Origin of the sequence: Nonomuraea sp. NPDC050394 (assembly GCF_044459065.1) — a bacterium.
Lineage (GTDB): Bacteria > Actinomycetota > Actinomycetes > Streptosporangiales > Streptosporangiaceae > Nonomuraea.
This window is the reverse complement of the sequence record NZ_JBITIO010000012.1, coordinates 39,974-58,918: the sequence shown is the minus strand read 5'-3', so window position 1 is coordinate 58,918 and position 18,945 is coordinate 39,974. Positions and strand designations below refer to the sequence as shown.

The 18,945-nt window shown below is 71.1% G+C and carries 7 protein-coding genes and 1 pseudogene; 2 read left to right on the top strand and 6 right to left on the bottom strand.

Annotated features, from left to right (window positions below; translation table 11 throughout):
- Positions 1–89 precede the first annotated feature (89 nt).
- Positions 90–977, top strand: coding sequence for an oxidoreductase (locus ACIBKY_RS37505; protein WP_397104406.1), 888 nt, complete (start codon positions 90–92; stop codon positions 975–977).
- 50 nt (positions 978–1,027) lie between these two features.
- The gene (locus ACIBKY_RS37500; protein WP_397104404.1) at positions 1,028–1,765 is read left to right on the top strand and encodes a MerR family transcriptional regulator; all 738 of its coding nucleotides are present in this window, start codon (positions 1,028–1,030) and stop codon (positions 1,763–1,765) included.
- Between the two features lie 213 nt (positions 1,766–1,978).
- Here ACIBKY_RS37500 and ACIBKY_RS37495 read toward each other — a convergent pair.
- From ACIBKY_RS37495 to ACIBKY_RS37470, 6 genes and pseudogenes are all read right to left on the bottom strand, one after another.
- Positions 1,979–2,869: pseudogene (locus tag ACIBKY_RS37495) on the bottom strand (helix-turn-helix domain-containing protein); the annotation flags it as partial.
- 16 nt (positions 2,870–2,885) lie between these two features.
- Entirely contained in the window at positions 2,886–5,237 is a 2,352-nt protein-coding gene (locus ACIBKY_RS37490) for a S8 family peptidase (protein WP_397104402.1), read from the bottom strand.
- A gap of 80 nt (positions 5,238–5,317) precedes the next feature.
- A complete protein-coding gene (locus ACIBKY_RS37485) occupies positions 5,318–6,967 on the bottom strand; it encodes a BTAD domain-containing putative transcriptional regulator (protein ID WP_397104400.1) in 1,650 nt (549 codons plus the stop codon).
- Between the two features lie 146 nt (positions 6,968–7,113).
- Positions 7,114–7,476 carry a hypothetical protein gene (locus ACIBKY_RS37480; protein ID WP_397104398.1) on the bottom strand — a complete coding sequence of 121 codons (363 nt, stop codon included), beginning with the start codon at positions 7,474–7,476 and terminating at the stop codon, positions 7,114–7,116.
- 17 nt (positions 7,477–7,493) lie between these two features.
- Entirely contained in the window at positions 7,494–14,255 is a 6,762-nt protein-coding gene (locus tag ACIBKY_RS37475) for an RHS repeat-associated core domain-containing protein (RefSeq protein WP_397104396.1), read from the bottom strand.
- 125 nt (positions 14,256–14,380) lie between these two features.
- Positions 14,381–18,811, bottom strand: a complete 4,431-nt coding sequence (locus tag ACIBKY_RS37470; protein ID WP_397104394.1) for a LamG-like jellyroll fold domain-containing protein — start codon at positions 18,809–18,811, stop codon at positions 14,381–14,383.
- Positions 18,812–18,945 lie beyond the last annotated feature (134 nt).

The following is an 18,945-nucleotide window of genomic DNA, read 5'->3' as shown; positions in this document are numbered from 1 at the left end:
CACGGCGGGGTGGAGGGGTGGCGTGCCGGTCATGCTCGCCCGGCTGCCCGGGACGCGGAGAAGGAGGGGTCGTCTGCTTTGCTGTCGCCATGACCACAGCACGCACGCCAGACGCCAGGTCTGCCGGACACCTCACGATCGGTGGCGATCTCGACCTCACCCGGATCGGCTATGGCTCCATGAAGCTGACCGGCTGGCCGCAAGGCGCCCGCAGGCCGGACCACGACACCGCGCTCGCCGTCCTGCGTCGTGCGGTGGAGCTCGGGGTCAACCACCTCGACACCAGCTACTACTACCGCCGCGACGGTGTGGCCGCCAACGACCTCATCCGCGAGGCCCTGCACCCGTATCCGGCCGGCCTGGTGATCGCCACCAAGGTCGGGCCGATCATGGAAGGCGAGGAGGACCGCGAGCCCGGCACGCGCGTCGGGCTGACCGCCGACGGGCTGCGCCGCGCCGTCGAGGCGAACCTGTCCTCGCTGGGAGCCGACCGCCTTGACCTGGTGAACCTGCGGATGGACGGCGCCGTCACACCCGGGGAGGGCTCCATGGAGTCGGCGCTCGAGACACTGTCCGGCTTGCGGGACGAAGGAGTGATCCGGCACCTCGGCATCTCCAACGTGTCGGCACCCCAGCTCGCCCGCGCGCTGGCCATCGCGCCGATCGTGTGCGTGCAGAACCTGTACAACGTCGGCCGCCGGCGGCACGAGGCCATGGTGGACTCCTGCGCGCGGGCGGGGATCGCGTTCGTGCCGTTCTTCCCCATCAGCGAGTTCGACGAGGCCGTGACCGCGCGCCTGGCCGGGGTCGCCGCCCGGCACGGCGCGACCGTGCCGCAGGTCGCGCTGGCCTGGCTCCTGACCCGGTCGCCGTCGATCCTGGTGATACCGGGCACCGGGTCAGTCGCGCACCTGGAGGAGAACATCGCCGCCGGAGATCTGCGGCTCAGCGCCGAGGACCTCGCCGAACTGGCCTGAAACGCCCTCCGCATTGACTCTCGGGCTACCGGAGGGCCGATGGTGGAGGGGTGGATGACGATGAGGTAGTGACCATCGGCCGGTTCGCCCGGCTGACCGGGTTGTCGGTCGGCACGCTGCGCCATTACGACGAGGTCGGCCTGCTGGCACCGGCCTCGGTGGATCCCGCCACCGGATACCGCCGCTACCGCCGCTCGCAGGCCGGGCGGGCCCGGCAGATCCGCATGCTGCGATGGGACGACCTGCCCATCGACCAGATCCGCCAGATCGTCGACGACGAGACCGGCGCCGTGACCAGGGAGATCCTGGCCCGCCACCTGAGCCTGCTCCAACGCCGCCGAGACCTGCTGACCGCCAGGATCGGCGACACCCAGCGCTTCCTCCAGGAGGGATTCACCATGCCAGACGTCCGGACCGGTTGCCGCCCCGTCCAGCTCAAGATCGCCGTCGACGACCTCGGCGCGGCGGTGGCCTTCTACGCCGAGGCGTTCGCCTTCCGCTACGACGTGGCCAGGCGTACCGAGGAAGCCGACCACTCCGCCTTCCTCTTCGGCACTCACGGCCAGGACGACTTCTTCCTGATCCACCTCATCGCCTCCCCGGACCACATGGACCGTCCCGGCACCTCAACCTTCGGCCTGCTGACCGACGACATCGACACCTGCCACGCCCGCGCCGTCACCGCCGGCGCGATGGAGGCCGTCGCCCCGCACGACCCCGGCGGCATGCCCCGATGCTCGGCCGTCCGCGACCCGAGCGGCAACTGGATCTGGCTCTACCAGGCCTGACCCGCCGTGGACGTCCTGGTGTTCGATCAGGTAGGCGATGGCCAGCGTTTCCAGGAGTTCGGCCGGGCCGTCGCGCAGGCCCAGCACGTTGAACGCCCACACCGCCTGGGCCCGGCGAGACGCCCTCCGTGCCGCCTCCCGGTCGTCCCATCGGCGCCGGTCGGCGAGGAGAGCGGCGATCGTGAGCGACGGGCGCACGATGAGGCGTCCGGCCGCCACGCGCAGGGCCAGCGGAAGGTATCCGCACTGCCGGGTCAGGCGGGCGGCGGCCTCGGGTTCCGCGGCGACGCGTTCGGCGCCGGCGGCGGCGGCCAGCAGGTCGGCGGATTCGGCGGCGGTGAGCGGGCCCAGGGCGAGGTGGTGGGCGCCGTCGCGGGCGACCAGACCGCCCGGGCAGTGGCGGCTGGTGACCAGGACGAGGCATCCGGCGTTGCCGGGCAGCAGGGCGCGGACCTGGTCGCTCGCGGCGGCGTCGTCCAGCAGGATGAGCATGCGCCGGTCGCCGATCAGGCTGCGCAGCAGGGCGGCCCGCTCACCCACCTCGGCGGGCAGGTGCCGCAGGCCGGGGGCGAGCGCCCGGAGGAACCGGGCCTGGGCTTCGGCGGGCGGTAACGGGTCGGCGCCGGAACCGCGCAGGTCGACGTGTAGCTGGCCGTCCGGGAACCGGCTGGCCACGCGGTGCGCGAAGTGCACCGCCAGCGCGCTCTTGCCGACGCCGGCCACTCCGTCGATCACCGCGATCGCGACGGCGTCGCCCGCGTCCGGCACCAGAGCCGCCAGGCGGGCGAGTTCGGAGGTACGGCCGGTGAAGCCCGCCACGTCATGCGGAAGCTGGGCCGGACGCCCCCACGCGGGCGGATCGGCCACGGCCAGTTCCCACAACGCCACCAGCCGTGCGGTGTCCCCGCGGCACGCCTCGCTGATGGCTTCGACGGCCTGCCGGGATGGCAGCAGCTTGCCGTTGAGGTAGCGCTCGAGCGAGGACTTGCTGCAGTGTGTACGCGCCGCCATCTGGACCAGTCCCAGGCCGGAGGCGGCCTTGAGCACACGCAGTTCGGCCGCGAGTCTGCGGGCGTGTAACCCGTCCACCGCCACGGGGCTCATGCGCCCGCCTCCCCTTCTAGCCCCTCGCGAAGTGGGCGTAGGCATCGACGTCGACACTCACCGGTCCGGTCCCCTCGTTCTTCAGCACCACCGACCCGTCGGCGCGCACGGCGGCGGTGGTGAAGCCGACGGCGTCCTTGCCCGCCGGATACGCGACCACCCGCGAGGTCGTGGGCCCGTTCTGCGGGACCACCGAGACGACGCCGGCCGCCGCGCCCCTGGCGGCGACGGTCAGCCCGACCGCGGTGAGGCCGGTGAAACGCAGCGTCCTGGTGGCGCCCGCCGCGATCGCCAGCGCCCTGGCCGCGGGCGTGGGGCGGATCGCCTTGACGACCGACGCCCGTTGCCCGGCGGTGTAGTAGCCCGCGACGTCCACGGAGATCTCGGCGTTGTCGAAGCCGAGGTTGTGCACGTTGATCTTCCCGTCGGGGCCGGGCTTGACGATCGTGTGGAACTGCGTGGCGATGCCCGCCGGGTAGTCGGCGTTGGCCTCGGCCGGGAAGACGTCGCCCGCGGCGTACACGCGCATCGTGCCCGTCGAGGGGCTCTTCAGGATGACCGTGAGGGCGACCTGGGCCACGCCGGTGGCGGGCAGGCCGGGCATCCCGGTGGTGGACAGCTGGTGGTTGCCCCACGCGGGGACGACGGTGCGGTCGGCCACCCGCGCCGGCGTGATCGGGACATAGGTGCCGCCCACGACGGCCGCCGCGTGGTCGAGGGTGTGGCCGTGCGCGTCGAGCGTCACCCTGACCGCGCCCGTGCCGCGGTTGACGACCTTGACCTTCCCGTCCGCGCCGGCCTTGGTGATGATCATCGTGGAGGCGAAGCGGGTGTTGTCGTAGGCGAGGACCTTTCCGTCCGGCTCCTGCTCGTTCGAGGCGTGTACGGCCAGCGCCCCCGACCCGAAGCCCTCGCCCTTGGCGCTGACGTTGAGCGAGATGGCCCGCAGTCCCTGGGCGGGCAGCCCGGCCACGCCCGCGACCTGAACGGCCATGGCGGAGTTCGCGCTGATCTGGACGTTGTCCAGGAGCCTGCCGCGGGAGTGGAAGTACTGGTCGGGCCCCGGCCGGGGCGTCGCGTCCAGGGCGGCGTCATCCAGCTGCAGACGTGGCGTGGCGGCACCCGGGTAGCTGATGACCCGCCCGCTCTCCTCCAGCTTGGCCTCCAGCGCGGCGGGGCCGAGCCCGGGGAAGGCCTGGCCCAGGACGGCGAGCGCGCCGGAGACGTGCGGGGCGGCCATGGAGGTGCCGCTCATCGGCGCCCAGCCGTTCCCGGGCACCGAGGAGATGATGTCGCTGCCCGGGGCGAGCAGGTCCAGGAGCGGGCCGCGGTTGCTGAAGGAGGACAGGGTGTCGGCGTCGGTGGTGCTGCCCACGGCGATCGCCGAGGACACGCAGGCCGGAGCGGTGATCGCGTCCGGGTAGCCGTCGTTGCCCGCGGCGACCACCGTGGCGACGCCCGCGGCGAGCAGGGTGTCGATGACGGCCTTGCGGGGATCGCCGTCGCAGGGCGCGGTGTGCCTGCCGGCGCCCAGGCTCAGGTTGGCCGCCACGATGGGCAGCGTCTGCTTCAGCGCCTGGACCTTCTCCAGTCCGGCGAGCTGGGCGCTGGGGAAGCTGAGCACGCACGGCGCGCGGCCGGAGCCGCAGAAGTCGTCGGAGTCGAACCTGCTGAAGATCTGGATGGCCACGATGCCGGCTCCGGGCGCGACGCCGCTGCCGTCGTCGCCGTCGAGCCCTTCGCCGTCACCGGCGATGATCCCGGCCACGTGCGTACCGTGCGAGCAGTCGAGCAGCTCGTCGGCGCACTGCCCGCTCTCGGCGTCGGCGGAGCCCGCGCCCTCCTGCCGGGCGGCGCCGTTCGGGCACAGGCTGGAGGCGGAGTAGTCGAAGTCGGCGGGCGAGAAGCACGCCTCCGCCACGACCCGGCCGCCCAGGAACGGATGCCCGGCGGCGACCCCGGTGTCCAGCACGGCCACGACGCCGCCCGCGCCGGTCAGCCCGGCCGCCCTGGTGCGGTCGCCGCCGATCAGCGGAACGCTCTGCCCGAGAACCGGAGGCACCGGCCGGTCCTCGGACACGCTGACCACGCCCGGCAGGCCGGTCAGCCGCCGCAGCCCCGCCTCGCCGGTACGCAGGGTGAGCACGGGCAGGCGCGACAACGTCTGGAGCACCTGCCCGGCCCCGGACGCGGCGGCCAGATCGGCGCGTTCCCTCGTCACCACGTTGACCCGCAGCTCGGCTCCCGTAGCGAGCTGCGCGGCCAGTCCCGGCTCCACCCAAGGTCCCGCCGCCGCGCTCGACGTCCCGGCCGCCACTCCGATCGTGGACAGCAGGAACGCCACCGCGACGATGGCTAATCGCCTCATGAGGCTCTCCTTCACAGCGCAGGGCACGATGCTCGTGCGCACTGTAGGCGGGCCCTGTTGCCACGCGGTTGCCGGCGACGTCAGCGGCCCTCACGGCTGCCGATCCGGCTGAAGATGGCGCTCGACTCCCGGCGGGCGGCGCCGGCCTGGGCGGCTTCGCCGTACCGGTGCTCCAGGTGGGCGAGGCTGGTGAGCGTGCGGGCACGCCACAGCGGGAGCTCCAGCGCCTCCCAGAGGTTGAGGGACGCCGACAGCGCGACCCTGGCCTCGGCCGTCGCGCCCTGCTCCAGACGGAGCTCGCCGAGCGTGCGCAGGCCGAGCGCGCGGCCGAAGCGGTCGTCCTGTCCGGTGAAGACGCGCAGGCTCGCCTGGAGTGCCCGCTCGGCCTGCGGGAGGTCGCCCACGCGGATCCGGATCTTGGCGAGCGACTGGTCGGCGTAGGCGGCGCCGTGCGGGTCGGCCAGGGAGGTGAACAGGCGGCGCGACTCCCGGGTCCTGGCCGCCGCGGGCGCGTACTCGCCCCTGGCCCGGTGCACGAGACCGACGCTGCGCTGCAGCAGGGCCTCACCGCGCCGGTCACCGATCTTCTGGTACGCCTCCAGTGCCCGGCCGAGCAGCCACAGGGCCAGCTCGTCGTCGCCCCGTTCGCGTTCCACGAAGCCGAGCATGTAGGTGGCGTGCGCGTGCCCGGCCAGGTCGCCGAGCGCTGCGAAGATCGACGCCGCCTCCAGCAGGTCGGACTCCCCCTCGGCGAACCACCCGCCCTCGGCCCGTACGGTCCCCAGCCCGGACATCGCGGCCGCCAGATGCCGCCGGTCGCCGAGCCGCTGGAAGGCGCGCCTGGCCTCCTCGTAGGCGGCCACGGACTCGGCGAAGCGGTCCTGGGCGAAGCGGATCCGGCCCAGGCCCAGCATCACCAGCCCTTCACCCTCAAGATCACCGGTCCGCCCGACGGTCTCCTGGCCACCGGAGCGCCCGCCGAGGCGGGGGTCGCCGCGCAGGATGTCCTGGCGCAGCCGTACCAGAGCGGGACCGGGATCGAGCCCGAGCTCCCCGGACAGCCGCGCGCGAACCCGCTCGAAGACGTCGAACGCCTCGGCGACGCGCCCGGAACGGTACAGCGCGAGCATCAGCAGCCCGGCCGTCCGCTCACGGGCGGGATCGGCCGCCACCTCCTCGGCCAGCGCACCGAGAATCTGCCGGTGCCGCCCGAGCCGCAGCGACGCCTCGGCGAGCTCTTCGAGCGCCTCGCGCCGCGCCTCCTCCAGCCTGACGCAGATCAGGTCACGCGCGCCGCCGACCGCCGCCTCGTCGAGAACCGGGCCGCGCCACAGGTCCAGCGCCTGCCGCAGCAGAGCGGCCTTCTCCTCGTCGTCAAGGCTGCTCGCGGCCCGCTCCGTCAGCACGGCGAACCGGTGCGCGTCCACCGCCATGGGATCGATGCGCAACCCGTAGCCGGACCCGGCGGCGAGAACCTCCACGTCCGTCCCGGCGAGCAGCCCGCGCAGCCGGGAGACCAGCACCTGGACCTGCCTGCGCCCGCCCTGCGGCACCCCGTCCGGCCAGAACACCTCGGCCAGCCGCTGCAGCGGAACCATGCGGTTGGCCGACAGCGCCAGCACGCCGAGCAGCAGCCGCTGCTGACGCCTGGGCAACGCCACCGGCGCCCCCGCCCACCGGAACTCGACCGGACCGAGCAGGCGGACGCCGTCACTTGGTGACTTGATCACCTGTACATGATTGACCGGGCGTCGAGGAATGACGTCAACGGATACTCAACCGAAACGAATCCCCCCATTTCCCGAAAAAACCTTATCGTGTCCGAGGCACGGCCGATATGCGAACGAGACGAATGCGCTTCCGCCGATAAGGAAAGTCACATTCCGCTATCCAAGATCTCCCCGACCAAGCTCGCCAGCTTCTCCGCCGCCAGGCCGGGATCAGCGGTCGTGAGGTACATCGTGGCCTCGTCCGACCACGCGTCCGAGACGACGGCGTACAAATTGTCGGACCCCACGACCACCGCCGGCCACCGATCCTCGGGCGCCGATCGAAAGACCTCAGGACTGTGAAACACCGTGAGACGGTTCAGGGTGAGGATCGGATACACCCGGCGGAGGGCGGGCTGCTCGGCCGCGGCGCGCAGCAGGGGCAAGAGCTGGGGTTCGAACCAGCTCCGCTCCGGGTGCGGCGGCGCATAGTCCGCGAGCAGCCCCGCCCAGTGACTCTCCGGGTCCATGCGTCAAGGGCCTCTGTTCAGCATGGGGCGGCTCCATTGTGGAATGTCGTAATGGCGCGTATCGCCGCGTGCCCGCACACGTATTGAAGCTCGAATGTCGTTCTCAGCCCGATACCCGAGGTTCCCTTCAACACACCTTGCACGTCCTCCATCTCCTCCAGGTTGAAGCTGATGCGTCCGCCGCGCTCTTGCACCCGATTCATCATGAGGGTCAGCTGCGGATTGGATGCGGTGTTGCTGGTGAACAGGTCCCGGAACGGCTCGCCTCTCCATGTCACAGCCCCCACCGAGGCCGCGAAGCGGTCCAGCAGTTGGACGCCCCCTTTGCTGGAGATACCCATCGCCAGATGAATCGGTTCGGGTTTGTCCACGTCGCCGGCGTCCGAGCCTTTGCCGCAGTTGTGAACGAGAACCGGGGTGGCGCCCACCAGTACGTAGTACGTGTGGATGTCGGCGACGGTCAGGTTGTGGACGCGGGCCTGGGTGGTGTGGGACTTGACGGCGGTGATCTGGACGTAAGTGCCCGCGGCGGTGCGCAGGAGCTGGCCGGGGCGCAGGTCTCTGGCGTCGCGCCAGGCCTTTTCGCTTTCTATCCAGAAGGGGTGGCCGTCGGTGGCGATGATGTCGCCCACGGACTTTCCGGTGTCCACGGTGATGGTGACGAGGTTCTTGGTGCCGTCACCGACGATGGTGGCCAGGATCTCCTTGGCTTCGGTGCGGCCGGTTTCCGGGTCGGTGGCCAGGACCTTGTCGCCGGGTTTCAGCTGGTCGATGCGTTTTCCGGTCCCGTCGGCGAGCAGGACCTTGGTATCCGGGGTGAAACTGTTGGACAGCTTGCACGACGTGCCCGCGGACTTCGGATTCTTCCCGCGTTTCGCCGCGCGGGCCATCAGCGCGTCGATGGCGGCGATCTTTTTGTTGATGTCCTCGATTCTCGCGTCGAGCTGTTCGATGGCCCGACGGGCCGCCTTGACGGCGCCCTGGACCTTCTTGTAGATCTTGATGCCCATCCGGACCCTGGTGGCGAGTTTCCAGATCAGGCCACCGATCTTCTTGGCGGGCACCACTTCGAGGATCAGGCTGACGCACTTGCCCACGCTGCCGCCGAAGCAGCCTTTGATGTCCTCTATTTTCAGGAAGTCTTTGATGAAGCCGAGGCCGGCGCCTAACAAGGCTTGGAGCGCCGCGTTCTGCCCGGCGATCTGCTGTTGCTGCCGGCGCTCGTTCTCCGCGTGGTCGCGCCCGCTTTCCAGGCCCTTCTTGGCCCTGTCGAAGTCGCAGGGGCCTTCGCAGTCGTCGTCGTCCAGCTGGTCGTCTCTGCAGGGGGGATCGAGGGACTTCGTGCAGGCGATGCCGCTGCAGCAGGGGGCCATGCCGGTCGGGTCGGCCAGGGTGACGGGGTTGTTGTTGGCGTAGTTGTAGCCGTTCATCTGCTGGGAGTCGCCCATCTGGATGAGGGGGTCGACGGAGATGAAGCGGCCGGTGACGGGGTCGTAGCTGCGGGCGCCGAGGGTGGTCAGGTCGGTGCCCGTGTCCGTGATGCCGCCGACGAAGCCGCGCTGATGTTCCTGCGGCCATTCGCCCTGGGCGCCGCGTAGACGGCCGAAGGGGGCGTAGCGGCGTTGGCCCAGGGCGCCGGTTTCGGCGTTGATGGCCAGTTCGGCGCTGCCCTGGTGGTCGCCGATGTAGTACGTGACGCCGGTGGTGGTGCGCATGGCGTTGCCGACGAAGCGGCGCGCGGTGGTGGCGGTGGCGCCCTTGGCCAGGTGGACTTCCAGGCCGGGCAGGTACAGGGTGGTGCCGTCCTTGTCGCGCCGGATGAGGCGCTCGCCGTCGGCGCCGTACAGGAAGCGGGTTTCGCCCTTCTTGTCGTCGTTGACCCGTTCGAGCTCGCCTTCGGCGTTCCAGGTCAAAGTCTGGTTGCCGCCCTGGGTGTGGCGTTCGGTGGTGTTGCCGGAGGCGTCGTAGGCGTAGGAGGCGGCTCCGGAGACGGTGGTGAGGCGGTGCGCCTTGGCCGGGTCGTAGGCGTAGGTGCGGTCGGACTGCTGGACGCCGCCTGCCGGGCCGCCGCCGTAGAGGGATTCGCTGCGGCGGTTGCCGGTGTCGTCGTAGGTGTAGGTGGCCCGGTAGGGGGCGGGGCCGCCGATGGTGGTGTTCGCGCCGGTCTCGGCGCATTGCGTGTCGTCGGTCTGGGTCCAGGCCTCCGACAGGCGCGACAGCTCGTCGTAGCGGAAGCACTGGTTGTCGACGCCGTCGCGGGAGCTGTCCTTGACCTGGGTGATGTTCCCGGCGGGCTGGTAGGTGTACTGGGTGCTGCGGTCGGTGCCGGGCATGCCGAAGTGCCAGGTGGTGGCCTTGGCCAGGCGGCCGGTGCCGAACTCGTAGTCGAAGGTCTGGTCGATCTGCTTTCCGGCGGCGCCGGACTGCATGCGCAGGCCGATGAGCCTGCCGGTCTTGGTGTAGTCGGCGCCGGTGAGGTAGGTCGACAGCTGGGACTTGGTGGAGACCAGGCGGCCGAGGTCGTCGTAGGTGTAGGCGATGTTCTCGGCGGGCAGGCCGCCGACGGCGGGGCTGCTGCTCGCCGCCACGCTGCCGTCGAGGTTGTAGCTGGTGTCGAAGACGTAGCCGCCGGCCGGCGCCAGGGCTCCTTCGGCGGCGGGCAGGGTCATCCTGGTGCGCTGGGGGCGGTCCAGGTTGTCGTACTCCTCCACCTGGGTGGTGTAGCGGTCGTTGCCGACGATGCGGGTGGAGCTGGTCAGCTGGCCCTTGCGGACGGTGTCGTACACCCATTCGGCGATCTTGGTGCCGGGTGAGGAGCTGGTGGCGTCGTACTTGGCGATCGCGCGGCCCAGGCCGTCGTACTGGACGCCGATCTTGTGGTTGCGGGCGTCGGTGGTGAGCACCGGCCGGTCGAGGGTGTCGTAGGCGACCTTTTCCACGCCGCGGTCGGGGTCGTCGGTCCGCACCCGGCGGCCGAGCAGGTCGTAGGTGTAGGTCCAGACCTGGTTGCCGGGGCCGGTCACCGACTCCGGCTGGCCGCGGTGGTTGTAGGCGAACGTCGTGACGACCGGTCCCGCCGCGCGGTGCTGGTGCACTTCCCGGGTACGGCCGTGCACGTCGGTGTAGGTGGTCACCGGGGTGCCGCCGGACGGCGGGATGACCTTGGTCCAGTCGTCGCCGTACTCGTAGCGGGTGTTCCACAGCTCGTTGGCCGCGCCGTCGCTGTTGCCCGACAGCAGCCGTTCGACGAGCAGCCGGCCGCGGCCGTCGTAGGTGTTCCAGACCTGGCTCTCCACCGCGCCCACGGCGGCCGCGCCGAACCGGGTGGGCTGCGGGTCGCCGTCGGCGTAGTAGGGCGCGAAGGTGTAGTGGACCTGCCCGGCCCCGTTGTAGACGGTGTCGGAGATGATCCGGCCCTTGGTGCCGGTGGTGTGGTCCCGTCCGGGGGCCTGCGACTGGCGTGGCCGCAGCCAGCCGTCGAACAGGGTGTAGGAGGCCTGCTGGCCGCCGTCCTTGGTCAGCGTCTTGGCGCCCACGGCCACGATCGCGCCGGGGTTCATCAGGTACCGGTACTCGTTGTCGGGAACCTGGCTCCTCGTACGGCCGGGCCCCCAGACCTTCGAGGTGCGCCCCAGCGCGTCACGATCCGCGATGGTCGTCCTGCCGCCGGGATTGGTCTCCCGGATCGCCAGGCCCCAGGCCGGATCCAGCACCCGTGTGGTGGTCATGGCCGATTCGGGGTCGGTGGCCGTGGCCCGCGGGGTGGTCGAGGTCACCTCGGTGGTAACGCCGTGCGATTCGGAGTAGCCGGTGGAGGTGACCTGCCCGTCGGCGTCGGTGACGGTCTTGGGCCGGCCCAGGACGTCAAAGCTCGACCGGGCCATCACCTGGTAGGAGGTGATCGCGGTCGCCGTGGCCGCGGCCGCCCGCTCGGTCTTGGTCACGTCGCCGTGCGCGGGCGCCGCCTTGAACGCCTTGTCGTCGTAGTAGCTGCGTACGTCGGCGACCAGGTCGGCGGTCAGGTTCGGCTGGTCGGCGCAGCGCCGGGCCACCGTGATCACCCGGGCCGCCAGCCGCAGCACCCGCGGTCCGTCGGCGGTCAGCTCGGTCCTGGTGCACTCCTCGTCGCCGGGTACGCCGACCTCGCCTTCGTCATCGATGGCCAGCGCCGCGCCGTTGGTGAGGTCGAAGTCGGTCACCGTGGAGCGGGTCTGCTGCCAGGAGGATCCGGCCAGGGCGAAGGTGCGGGTCGTCTTGGTCCCGGTGAGGTTGGCCGTCATCGTGCCCCACGGACGGGACTTACTGGCGGTCTGGTGGTGCCACGGGCTGGTGACGGCTTTGCTCACCGGCTCGCCGCCCACCTTGTCGTAGGTGACGGTGCGCAGGGTCATGCCGTGCAGCGACTCGTGGTCGGTGAGGTTGCCACCCTCGCCGTCCGGGAGGGTGACGGTCTTGGTGCCGCCGGAGGGGCCGGCGCGGTCGCCGTGCATGCCCTGGAAGAACCACTGGTCGGTCTGGGACGGCGTGCCGCCGCTGGAGGCGCTGGTGGCGCCGCTGATCACGCGGACCTTGTCGTAGCCGCGCCAGTTCGACCACGTCTTGAACTTCTGCGGGGTGATGCCGTCGTCGTCGGCGTAGTGCCAGGCGGGCTTGCCGATGCTGTAGTCGTAGCGGGTGACCATGTCCGAGCCGCCGCCGGTCAGGTCGGTCTGGATCAGCGCGCGCACCACGTACTTGTGGAACCAGTCCAGGCTCGGGTCGGCCCCGCCGTTGGCGTTCTGCCAGAACGTGGGGAAGCAGCGGCGCCGGTTGGTCGCCGGTTCGGGCAGGTCGGAGGGGGTGCAGTCCATCTCCGAGTAGGTGATGTCGAGCTTGCCGCCGGTCTCGTTCTGGATGGCGGCCACGCGTTCCTTGATGAACGGGCCGACGTCGTCGCCGAGTTTGTCCACCCGGTTGGCCAGCTGCTGGTAGACGAAGCTGACCGGCGGCGTGGTGATCGGCGCGGGTCCGGCGTGCCCGGTGTGGGCGATGTCGGTGAGTTTGAGCTGCCGGTCCACGTCGGCGATGCCCCACAGGTGCTTGAACTGCCACGAGTCCACCTCGCGGTGGCCGGTGCCCGCCGGGTTGACGACCTTGGTGGTGACCTTCGTCAGGCGCTTGCGGGTCCAGAAGCTCGGCGTCGCCGTACCCTTGCCGTCCTTGCACTCGGTGCCCTGGTCGCAGTTCATGTCCCAGGGCACGTCCGGCCAGCGGGCCGGGTGGGCGCCGATGTCGCCGCATTCGTCGGCCAGGCAGCGTTCGGCGTTGGTGAAGTCCACCTGGGCCGGCGGGGTGGCGGGGAACAGGTTGCCGCTACGCAGGCCGTACTGGATGGAGGTCAGGTGGCCGCCGCGGGTGTAGGGGGTGTCGTCGGCGGCGCGCAGGTTGCGGCCGTAGTGGTTCTTCTCCTTGGCGTAGTAGAAGGCGACGGCGTTGCCGCGTGTGTCCTCGATGTAGTCGAGGTTCCACCGCCAGCCCTGCGCGCACCAGGAGTCCTTGAAGGCGCCCTTGTGGCACGGCTCGCCGTTGTTGTTGCCGAAGACCGGCACCTCCCAGGCGGCGTTGGTCTGCGGCTTGCCGGAACTCCAGCCCGGCAGGCGGTTCTTGCCGAAGAAGTACTGGGTGCCGTCGGGGGTGGTCACGCGCCAGTACTCGTTGTCGTCGTCGCCGTTGCCCGTGTCGGCGTCGGTGCCGGTGAGCCGCTGGACCTTCGTCCCGTTGTCCTTGGCCAGGACCCAGGTGTTCGCGCCGGTCGGGATGAGCTCGCCGCCCGATCCGCCCAGGGAGAGCGTGGCGTTGTCGTAGGCCCAGCACTGGTCCATGGGCTCGACCTGGTAGGTCGGGTCCTTCGGCACGCCGTCGTCCTTGCAGGACTTGTACTTGCGCTCGATGAACCCGGGCGACAGCTCGAAGCCGTCGCCCACCCACGAGGCCTGGTTGTTGCTGCTGACCGTGCGGCCGTCGATGGCGGCCGAGGAGTAGTTGACCGCCAGGTTCGGCACCAGCCCGCCCGGCACCGGCGGCACCCGCAGCGGGTAGGACCAGGAGAAGTCTCCCGATTGGGCGCTGACCTGCCAGGTCGCCGACGGCGACAGCGAGGTGACCCCGAAGTCGCCCTTGTCGCCCGCCGCCGCCGACGTCACGGCCAGCACCATCGGCTCGGCGCCGAGGTCCACGTCCGCGCCGAGCGTCCTGGCCGCGCTGTCGTTACGCCCCTTCAGCGGTACGGCCTGCCGGCACTCGGCCTTGTCCGGGCTGGTCAGGGCACACGCGGGCAGCGCCGCCAGGCGCATGCGGGAGCCGAAGCCGCCTCCGTAGGCTTCGGCGAAGGGCGCGTAGTCCACCGTCATCGTCACCTTGCCGGGTGGTCCGGCGGTGCGGGTCGCGGTGATGATCGGGCCGCTGACGCCGGCGCGCCGCGAGGCGGCACGGTCATGGGTCTGGATCCTCACCCGCCCGGTGGACGACGCGTCCGCCGGCGCGGCCCTGACGGTACCGGCCCGCCGGGTCGTGACGGCGGACGCCGCCAGGTCGACCTCGGCCGTGCCGGGCGCGGGCCAGGCCGCGACCGGGTCGGGCGCCTTCGGCTCGCTGATCCGGGGTTTCACCGCGGCGGGCCTGCCGGGCACGACGCGTTCCCGGTCCACGGGTTTGGGCCGGTCGCGCTCGGAGGCGGCGGCCGCTGATCGGAAGGTCGGGGGGACGAACAGCAGTCCCGCCGTGAGCATCAGGGTGAGCACCGCCCGGAGCATCCGGGATAAGGACGCGCGACGGCGGCGTGCGGCATGGACGCGCATGCCGTACCTCCAAACAAAGAGTGGGGGTGACGGGGCCGCCGCGGCGGCGCGGCGGCCCCGTGGCGGGGTCAGTCGGAGTCGTTGTCGTTGAGCGCGTCTTCTGAGACGACCGACATCTCCGACCACAGCGACAGCAGGTCGATCAGGGTCTCGTCGGCGGGGCCGCGCAGCACCCAGACGTCGTCGACGTGGCCGGACCAGTTGGCCGCGGTGCCGCCGCGGCCGATCTGCGCCGAGGTGACGGGCCCGGTCAGGGCGACGTCGTGGCGGTAGGACTTGACCTCCGCCTCCGGGGCCGCTTCAAGGGTGCCGTTCACCCAGAGCTCCAGCGACTTCTCCCGCGCGTTGTAGACGATCGCGAGGTGGTCCCAGTCGCCGAAGCCGGTGTGGAAGGCCGGGTGTTCGACGATGCCGGCGCCCGGGATCTCCACCACGTAGCGGCCGATCTCTCCCATGTCCGGATCGCCGCGGCCGGGATCGAACTTCACCCGCAGCGCGCTGCCGGTGGCCGTGGGCAGGTCGAGCACGGTCATCGCCTTGCGCGCGTTCCCGCTGGTCTCCACCCAGGCCGAGAGGGTGAAACTCTCCCTCGGGTCCAGGATCGCCGCGGCGATGCCGGCGTAGTCGCCCGCCGCGCCGGGCAGGTGCAGGGAGCCGGGCACGGCGCTGTTGCTCATGGGGGTCCTGGGCACGAAGCGGGCGGCGCCGTACAGGCGGACGGGGGTTCTGATCGCCTCACCGCTGTCGGCGGGAGAGTTGTTCAGGTGCCACTTGTGCGCCACCGTCAGCATCTCCTTCGACAGCGCCGCCGCCTCCTCGACGGTGACGATCCGGTCGTAGACGCGCACGTCGTCGATCTTCCCGGGGAAGAAGTCGAGCGGCGTGGCGGCCCACTGGACCCGGCCGATCGTGAGCGGGCCGCCGGCCCGCCAGGCGCTGGTGTAGTCCATCTCGGTGCCGGGCTCGCCGTTGACGTAGAGGCGCACCTTCTTGGCGACGGCGTCGTACACGCCCATCAGGTGGGTCCATTCGCCGGGTTTGGCGGGCTTGGCCGACCAGGCGCTGGAGGACGGGACCGACGTCGCGTCGGAGTGCATCCGCCAGAACACCCACTTCTTGGCGTTCGGGTCATAGCGCAGGCAGAAGCCCGACACGTTGACGCCGTCCTGGGCCGCCACGGTCGCGTACCCCGTGGGCAGGGTGTCGGGCAGCTTGGCCCACGCGGTCACCGTGAAGCTCTGCGTGGTGTCCAGCACCGCGGTGTCGGTACGGGCGAACGCGGTGGTGCCGTTGCCGGCCATCGCGGTGCCGCGTGAACCGGCCACGCCCAGTTGCGGCGTGCCGGACACCCGGGCGGGGAAGCGGCCCCGCGTGTCGGCCAGGGTGAGCGAGCCCGCGGGGTCGTTGAGCTTCCAGTGCGCCTTCGGCGCGCGGCCGGGGGCGACCCGGAACCGGTAGACGGCCGAGCCCTTGGAGTAGTTGCCCGCCTGGTCCCTGACGCGTACGTAGAGGCTGTTGCTGCCGATGACCTTGGGGAGAAGCTGGACCGTCTCGGTGGCGCTGCCCGCGCTCCGGCGGCGGAACTGGGTGGGATCCTCGTTCACCGCGTACGCCCACTCGGTCACCGACGGGTCGAAGGTGACGACGAACCTGCCGTAGCGGCCCATGCCGTCCTGCGGCACCTGTGCCGGATCGAGGGGGTTCTCCGCGACGTACCCCTCAGGGCCCGGTGAGGTGATCACCGGCAGTGGTGGTGCCTTGGTGTCGAAGACGAAGTAGCAGGCGGTCGCCGCGCCGTTCGAGCTCCACGGCCCCTTGCCCTTGCGGCTGTCCCAGGCCCGGACCTGCCAGTTGATCACGGTGTTCTCCGGCAGCAGGCCGCGCGGAACGTGCGCCATGAAGCTGTTGGCCACCTTGCCCGACCTGGCGCTCTTCGGGTCGGTGAAGTGCCGCCAGGTCCGGGGTTGCCCGGCGGCGTTCTTCCAGGACACCAGGAACTCCGCCCGGACCTTGTCGGCGGTGCGGTTGTAGGTGTCGGGGTCGCGCAGGTTCTTGGCGATCAGCTTCGGCGTCGACCAGTTGAACACCGACGGGTTGCCCGGCCCCTTGCACGGGCCGCCCGGCTCCATCTCCAGCTGGCTCATCCTCGGCTGCAGCGGCGGCCGGTTGTAGTGCACGCGCAGGAAGGCGCGCGACTCGAACCGCTTCCAGCCCAGCTGATCGCCCTCGTCGGCGGCGCGCAGCCCGAACGTGGTGTCGCGCCAGCCCTTCCGCGCCGCCTCCTGGACTCCCGAGGTGACGTTGAACAGCACGTCACCGGCCGGGCAGGTGCTGGCGGCACACCCGGACCAGCCCTTGGCCACGTTGCGGCTGTCCAGCTTGCGCAGCCAGTTGTCGGAGGTCGAGTTCCAGGTGGAGCTCTTGCCGAACGCCTTGGCCAGATGGATGTTGACCGGCCGCTTGCTGCCCGAGGCCGCCCACACCTCCCGCACGTGGAACTCGGCCGACAGGATCTGCTTGCCGGCCAGCCATCCGGTCGGGACGCGGTAGAACAGCCGCTTCCTGTGCGGGGAGCCGCAGCTGCGGCCGCTGGAGGGCAGGCCGATCGGGCACCGGCCCATCCCCTGGTCCTTGGTGAAGTTGTAGATCTCGAACCCGCTGCTGGCCACCATCAGGTTGGCCGAGCTCATCGGCGTGCGGTACATCGGGTCGATGTACACCGGGAACGTCGTGTCGGCCGCGTTCAGCATGGCCGCGTCCGGGACCAGCGTGAGCCGGCCGCCGGACAGCTCGGTGCCGATCGTGGCGATCTTCGAGGCGTCGCCCGGCGCCGCGTCCGTCGCATGGGTGGCTGGCGGATCCACCGGGCCGTCCTCACCGGTCGTCAGCGCGGCCGGGCCCCCGGGAGCCGGCGCCGAGTCCCACATGATCGGCTTGGGCGCCTCGAAGATCACCGCGTCGTTGGCCGGATCGACCGCCTCCTGCGTGCCCTCCGCGTTCGTGCTCACGGTGAGTGTCGGCGCCGCCAGCGTCAGGGTCAGCGTGGCCAGACGGGGATCCTGCGCGGCGGCCGGGGTCTTGACCACCAGCGTGTGCGCGAAGCCGTCCGGCGTCGCCTTGACCCGCAGGTCCACGTCCGGGCCCATCACCCCGGTGTACACGGCGGTGTCGTGGTCCAGGGTCGGCGCGGGCAGCGTGCTCGGCCAGGTCAGCGACATCGTGTGGCCGGAACGGGTGAGCGTCGCCATCGGTCCGGTCCCGCCGGCCGACAGCTTCAGATCCACCAGCGAGGTGTACGGCCGGACCGCCCCGTCCTTGAAGCGCAGGCCGTTGTACAAGGGGACCCACGTGTCACCCTGCTTCATGCGGATCGGGGTGAGGCGGTCCTGGACGTACATCGTGCCCTCGGGGGTGGCGTACACCTCCCGCGCCTCACCCCGCTCGGCGAGCACCTCCACGAGCTGGCCCGAGGTCTCCGCGGCGGCCAGCGCCTCGGCCTCGGTCGGCCGCGGATCGGTGGAGACGGTCCACTTGCGCTCCGTCAGCGACACGTTGTCCAGGAAGGCCGTCAGCTCGCCCTTGCCGCCGAGCTGGAACGTGAGCGCGCCCTGGGCGGTGTCGGCGGTGGAGTCGAAGGTGTAGGAGAAGCGCTGCGGCTGATCGGTGAGCTCCACCTCGGTGGCGAAGATCTCCGGGCAGGTCTCGCTCTCCTCGCAGACCACGGCTCTGATCGCCACCTCGGCCGTGGCGTGGGCGTCGAACGACAGCGTGTAGGTCCGCTTGGCCTGCAACGTCCGGCCGCTCTGGCGCACGTGCGCCTGCGCGGGTTCGGTGGTGCCGCCGGCCACGGTGATCTTCGCGGCGCCGTTCTCGGCCGCCAGCGTGGCCGGGCCGGCCGCCTGCCAGGACGAGGTGTCGGTGGTGAACTCCCCGTTGACCAGCAGCTTCTTCGTGAACGAGCCCCGTCCGTAGAAGGCGACCTTCTGGTAGGTCCAGCCTTCGGCCAGCGCGCGGGCCTTCTCCGCCTCGCCCACGACGTACCGGTGGGAAGGGCCCTTGATCAGCTGATGGACGGGGAGCAGTCCCTCCCCGTCCGCCGCCTGCGCGTGGAAGCGGACGCCCTCGTCCACGTAGCCCTGCGCCACGGCCTGGTCGCGCTCGGCCTCATCGAGGGTGAAGATGCGGTCGCCGCCAGACTTCCGCATGCCGGTCACCGGCGACAGCCCCGTCACCGCCTCACGCGCGACGTGCAGAACCTGGCCCTCGGGGGTGTAGCCCCATTTGGCCACCGCGCTGTCGTACTCCGTCTCCCAGGTGGTGAACAGCGTGTTGTCGTTCGTGGTGGTGCCCCGTAATCGGTACAGCGGTTTGACCATCCACGCGGTCGCGATGTCCACCGCCTGGGCATCCGCCCTGCGCGGCGTCCAAGCCGTGACGACCAGGCCTGCCATGACCAGCGCCGCCGCGGTCAGGACGGCCGTCCACCTTCGTAGCCCCATGCGTGCTCCCCTGGTACACGATTCCCCGTGGCATGTGATTCGCCTCAGGATCGATCGGGGGCTCACCCGGTGGGTAGAGCGGCGCCGCCGGTTGGGAAAACGTGGGAAACCGGGGCGCCGGCCCCTGGGGATCT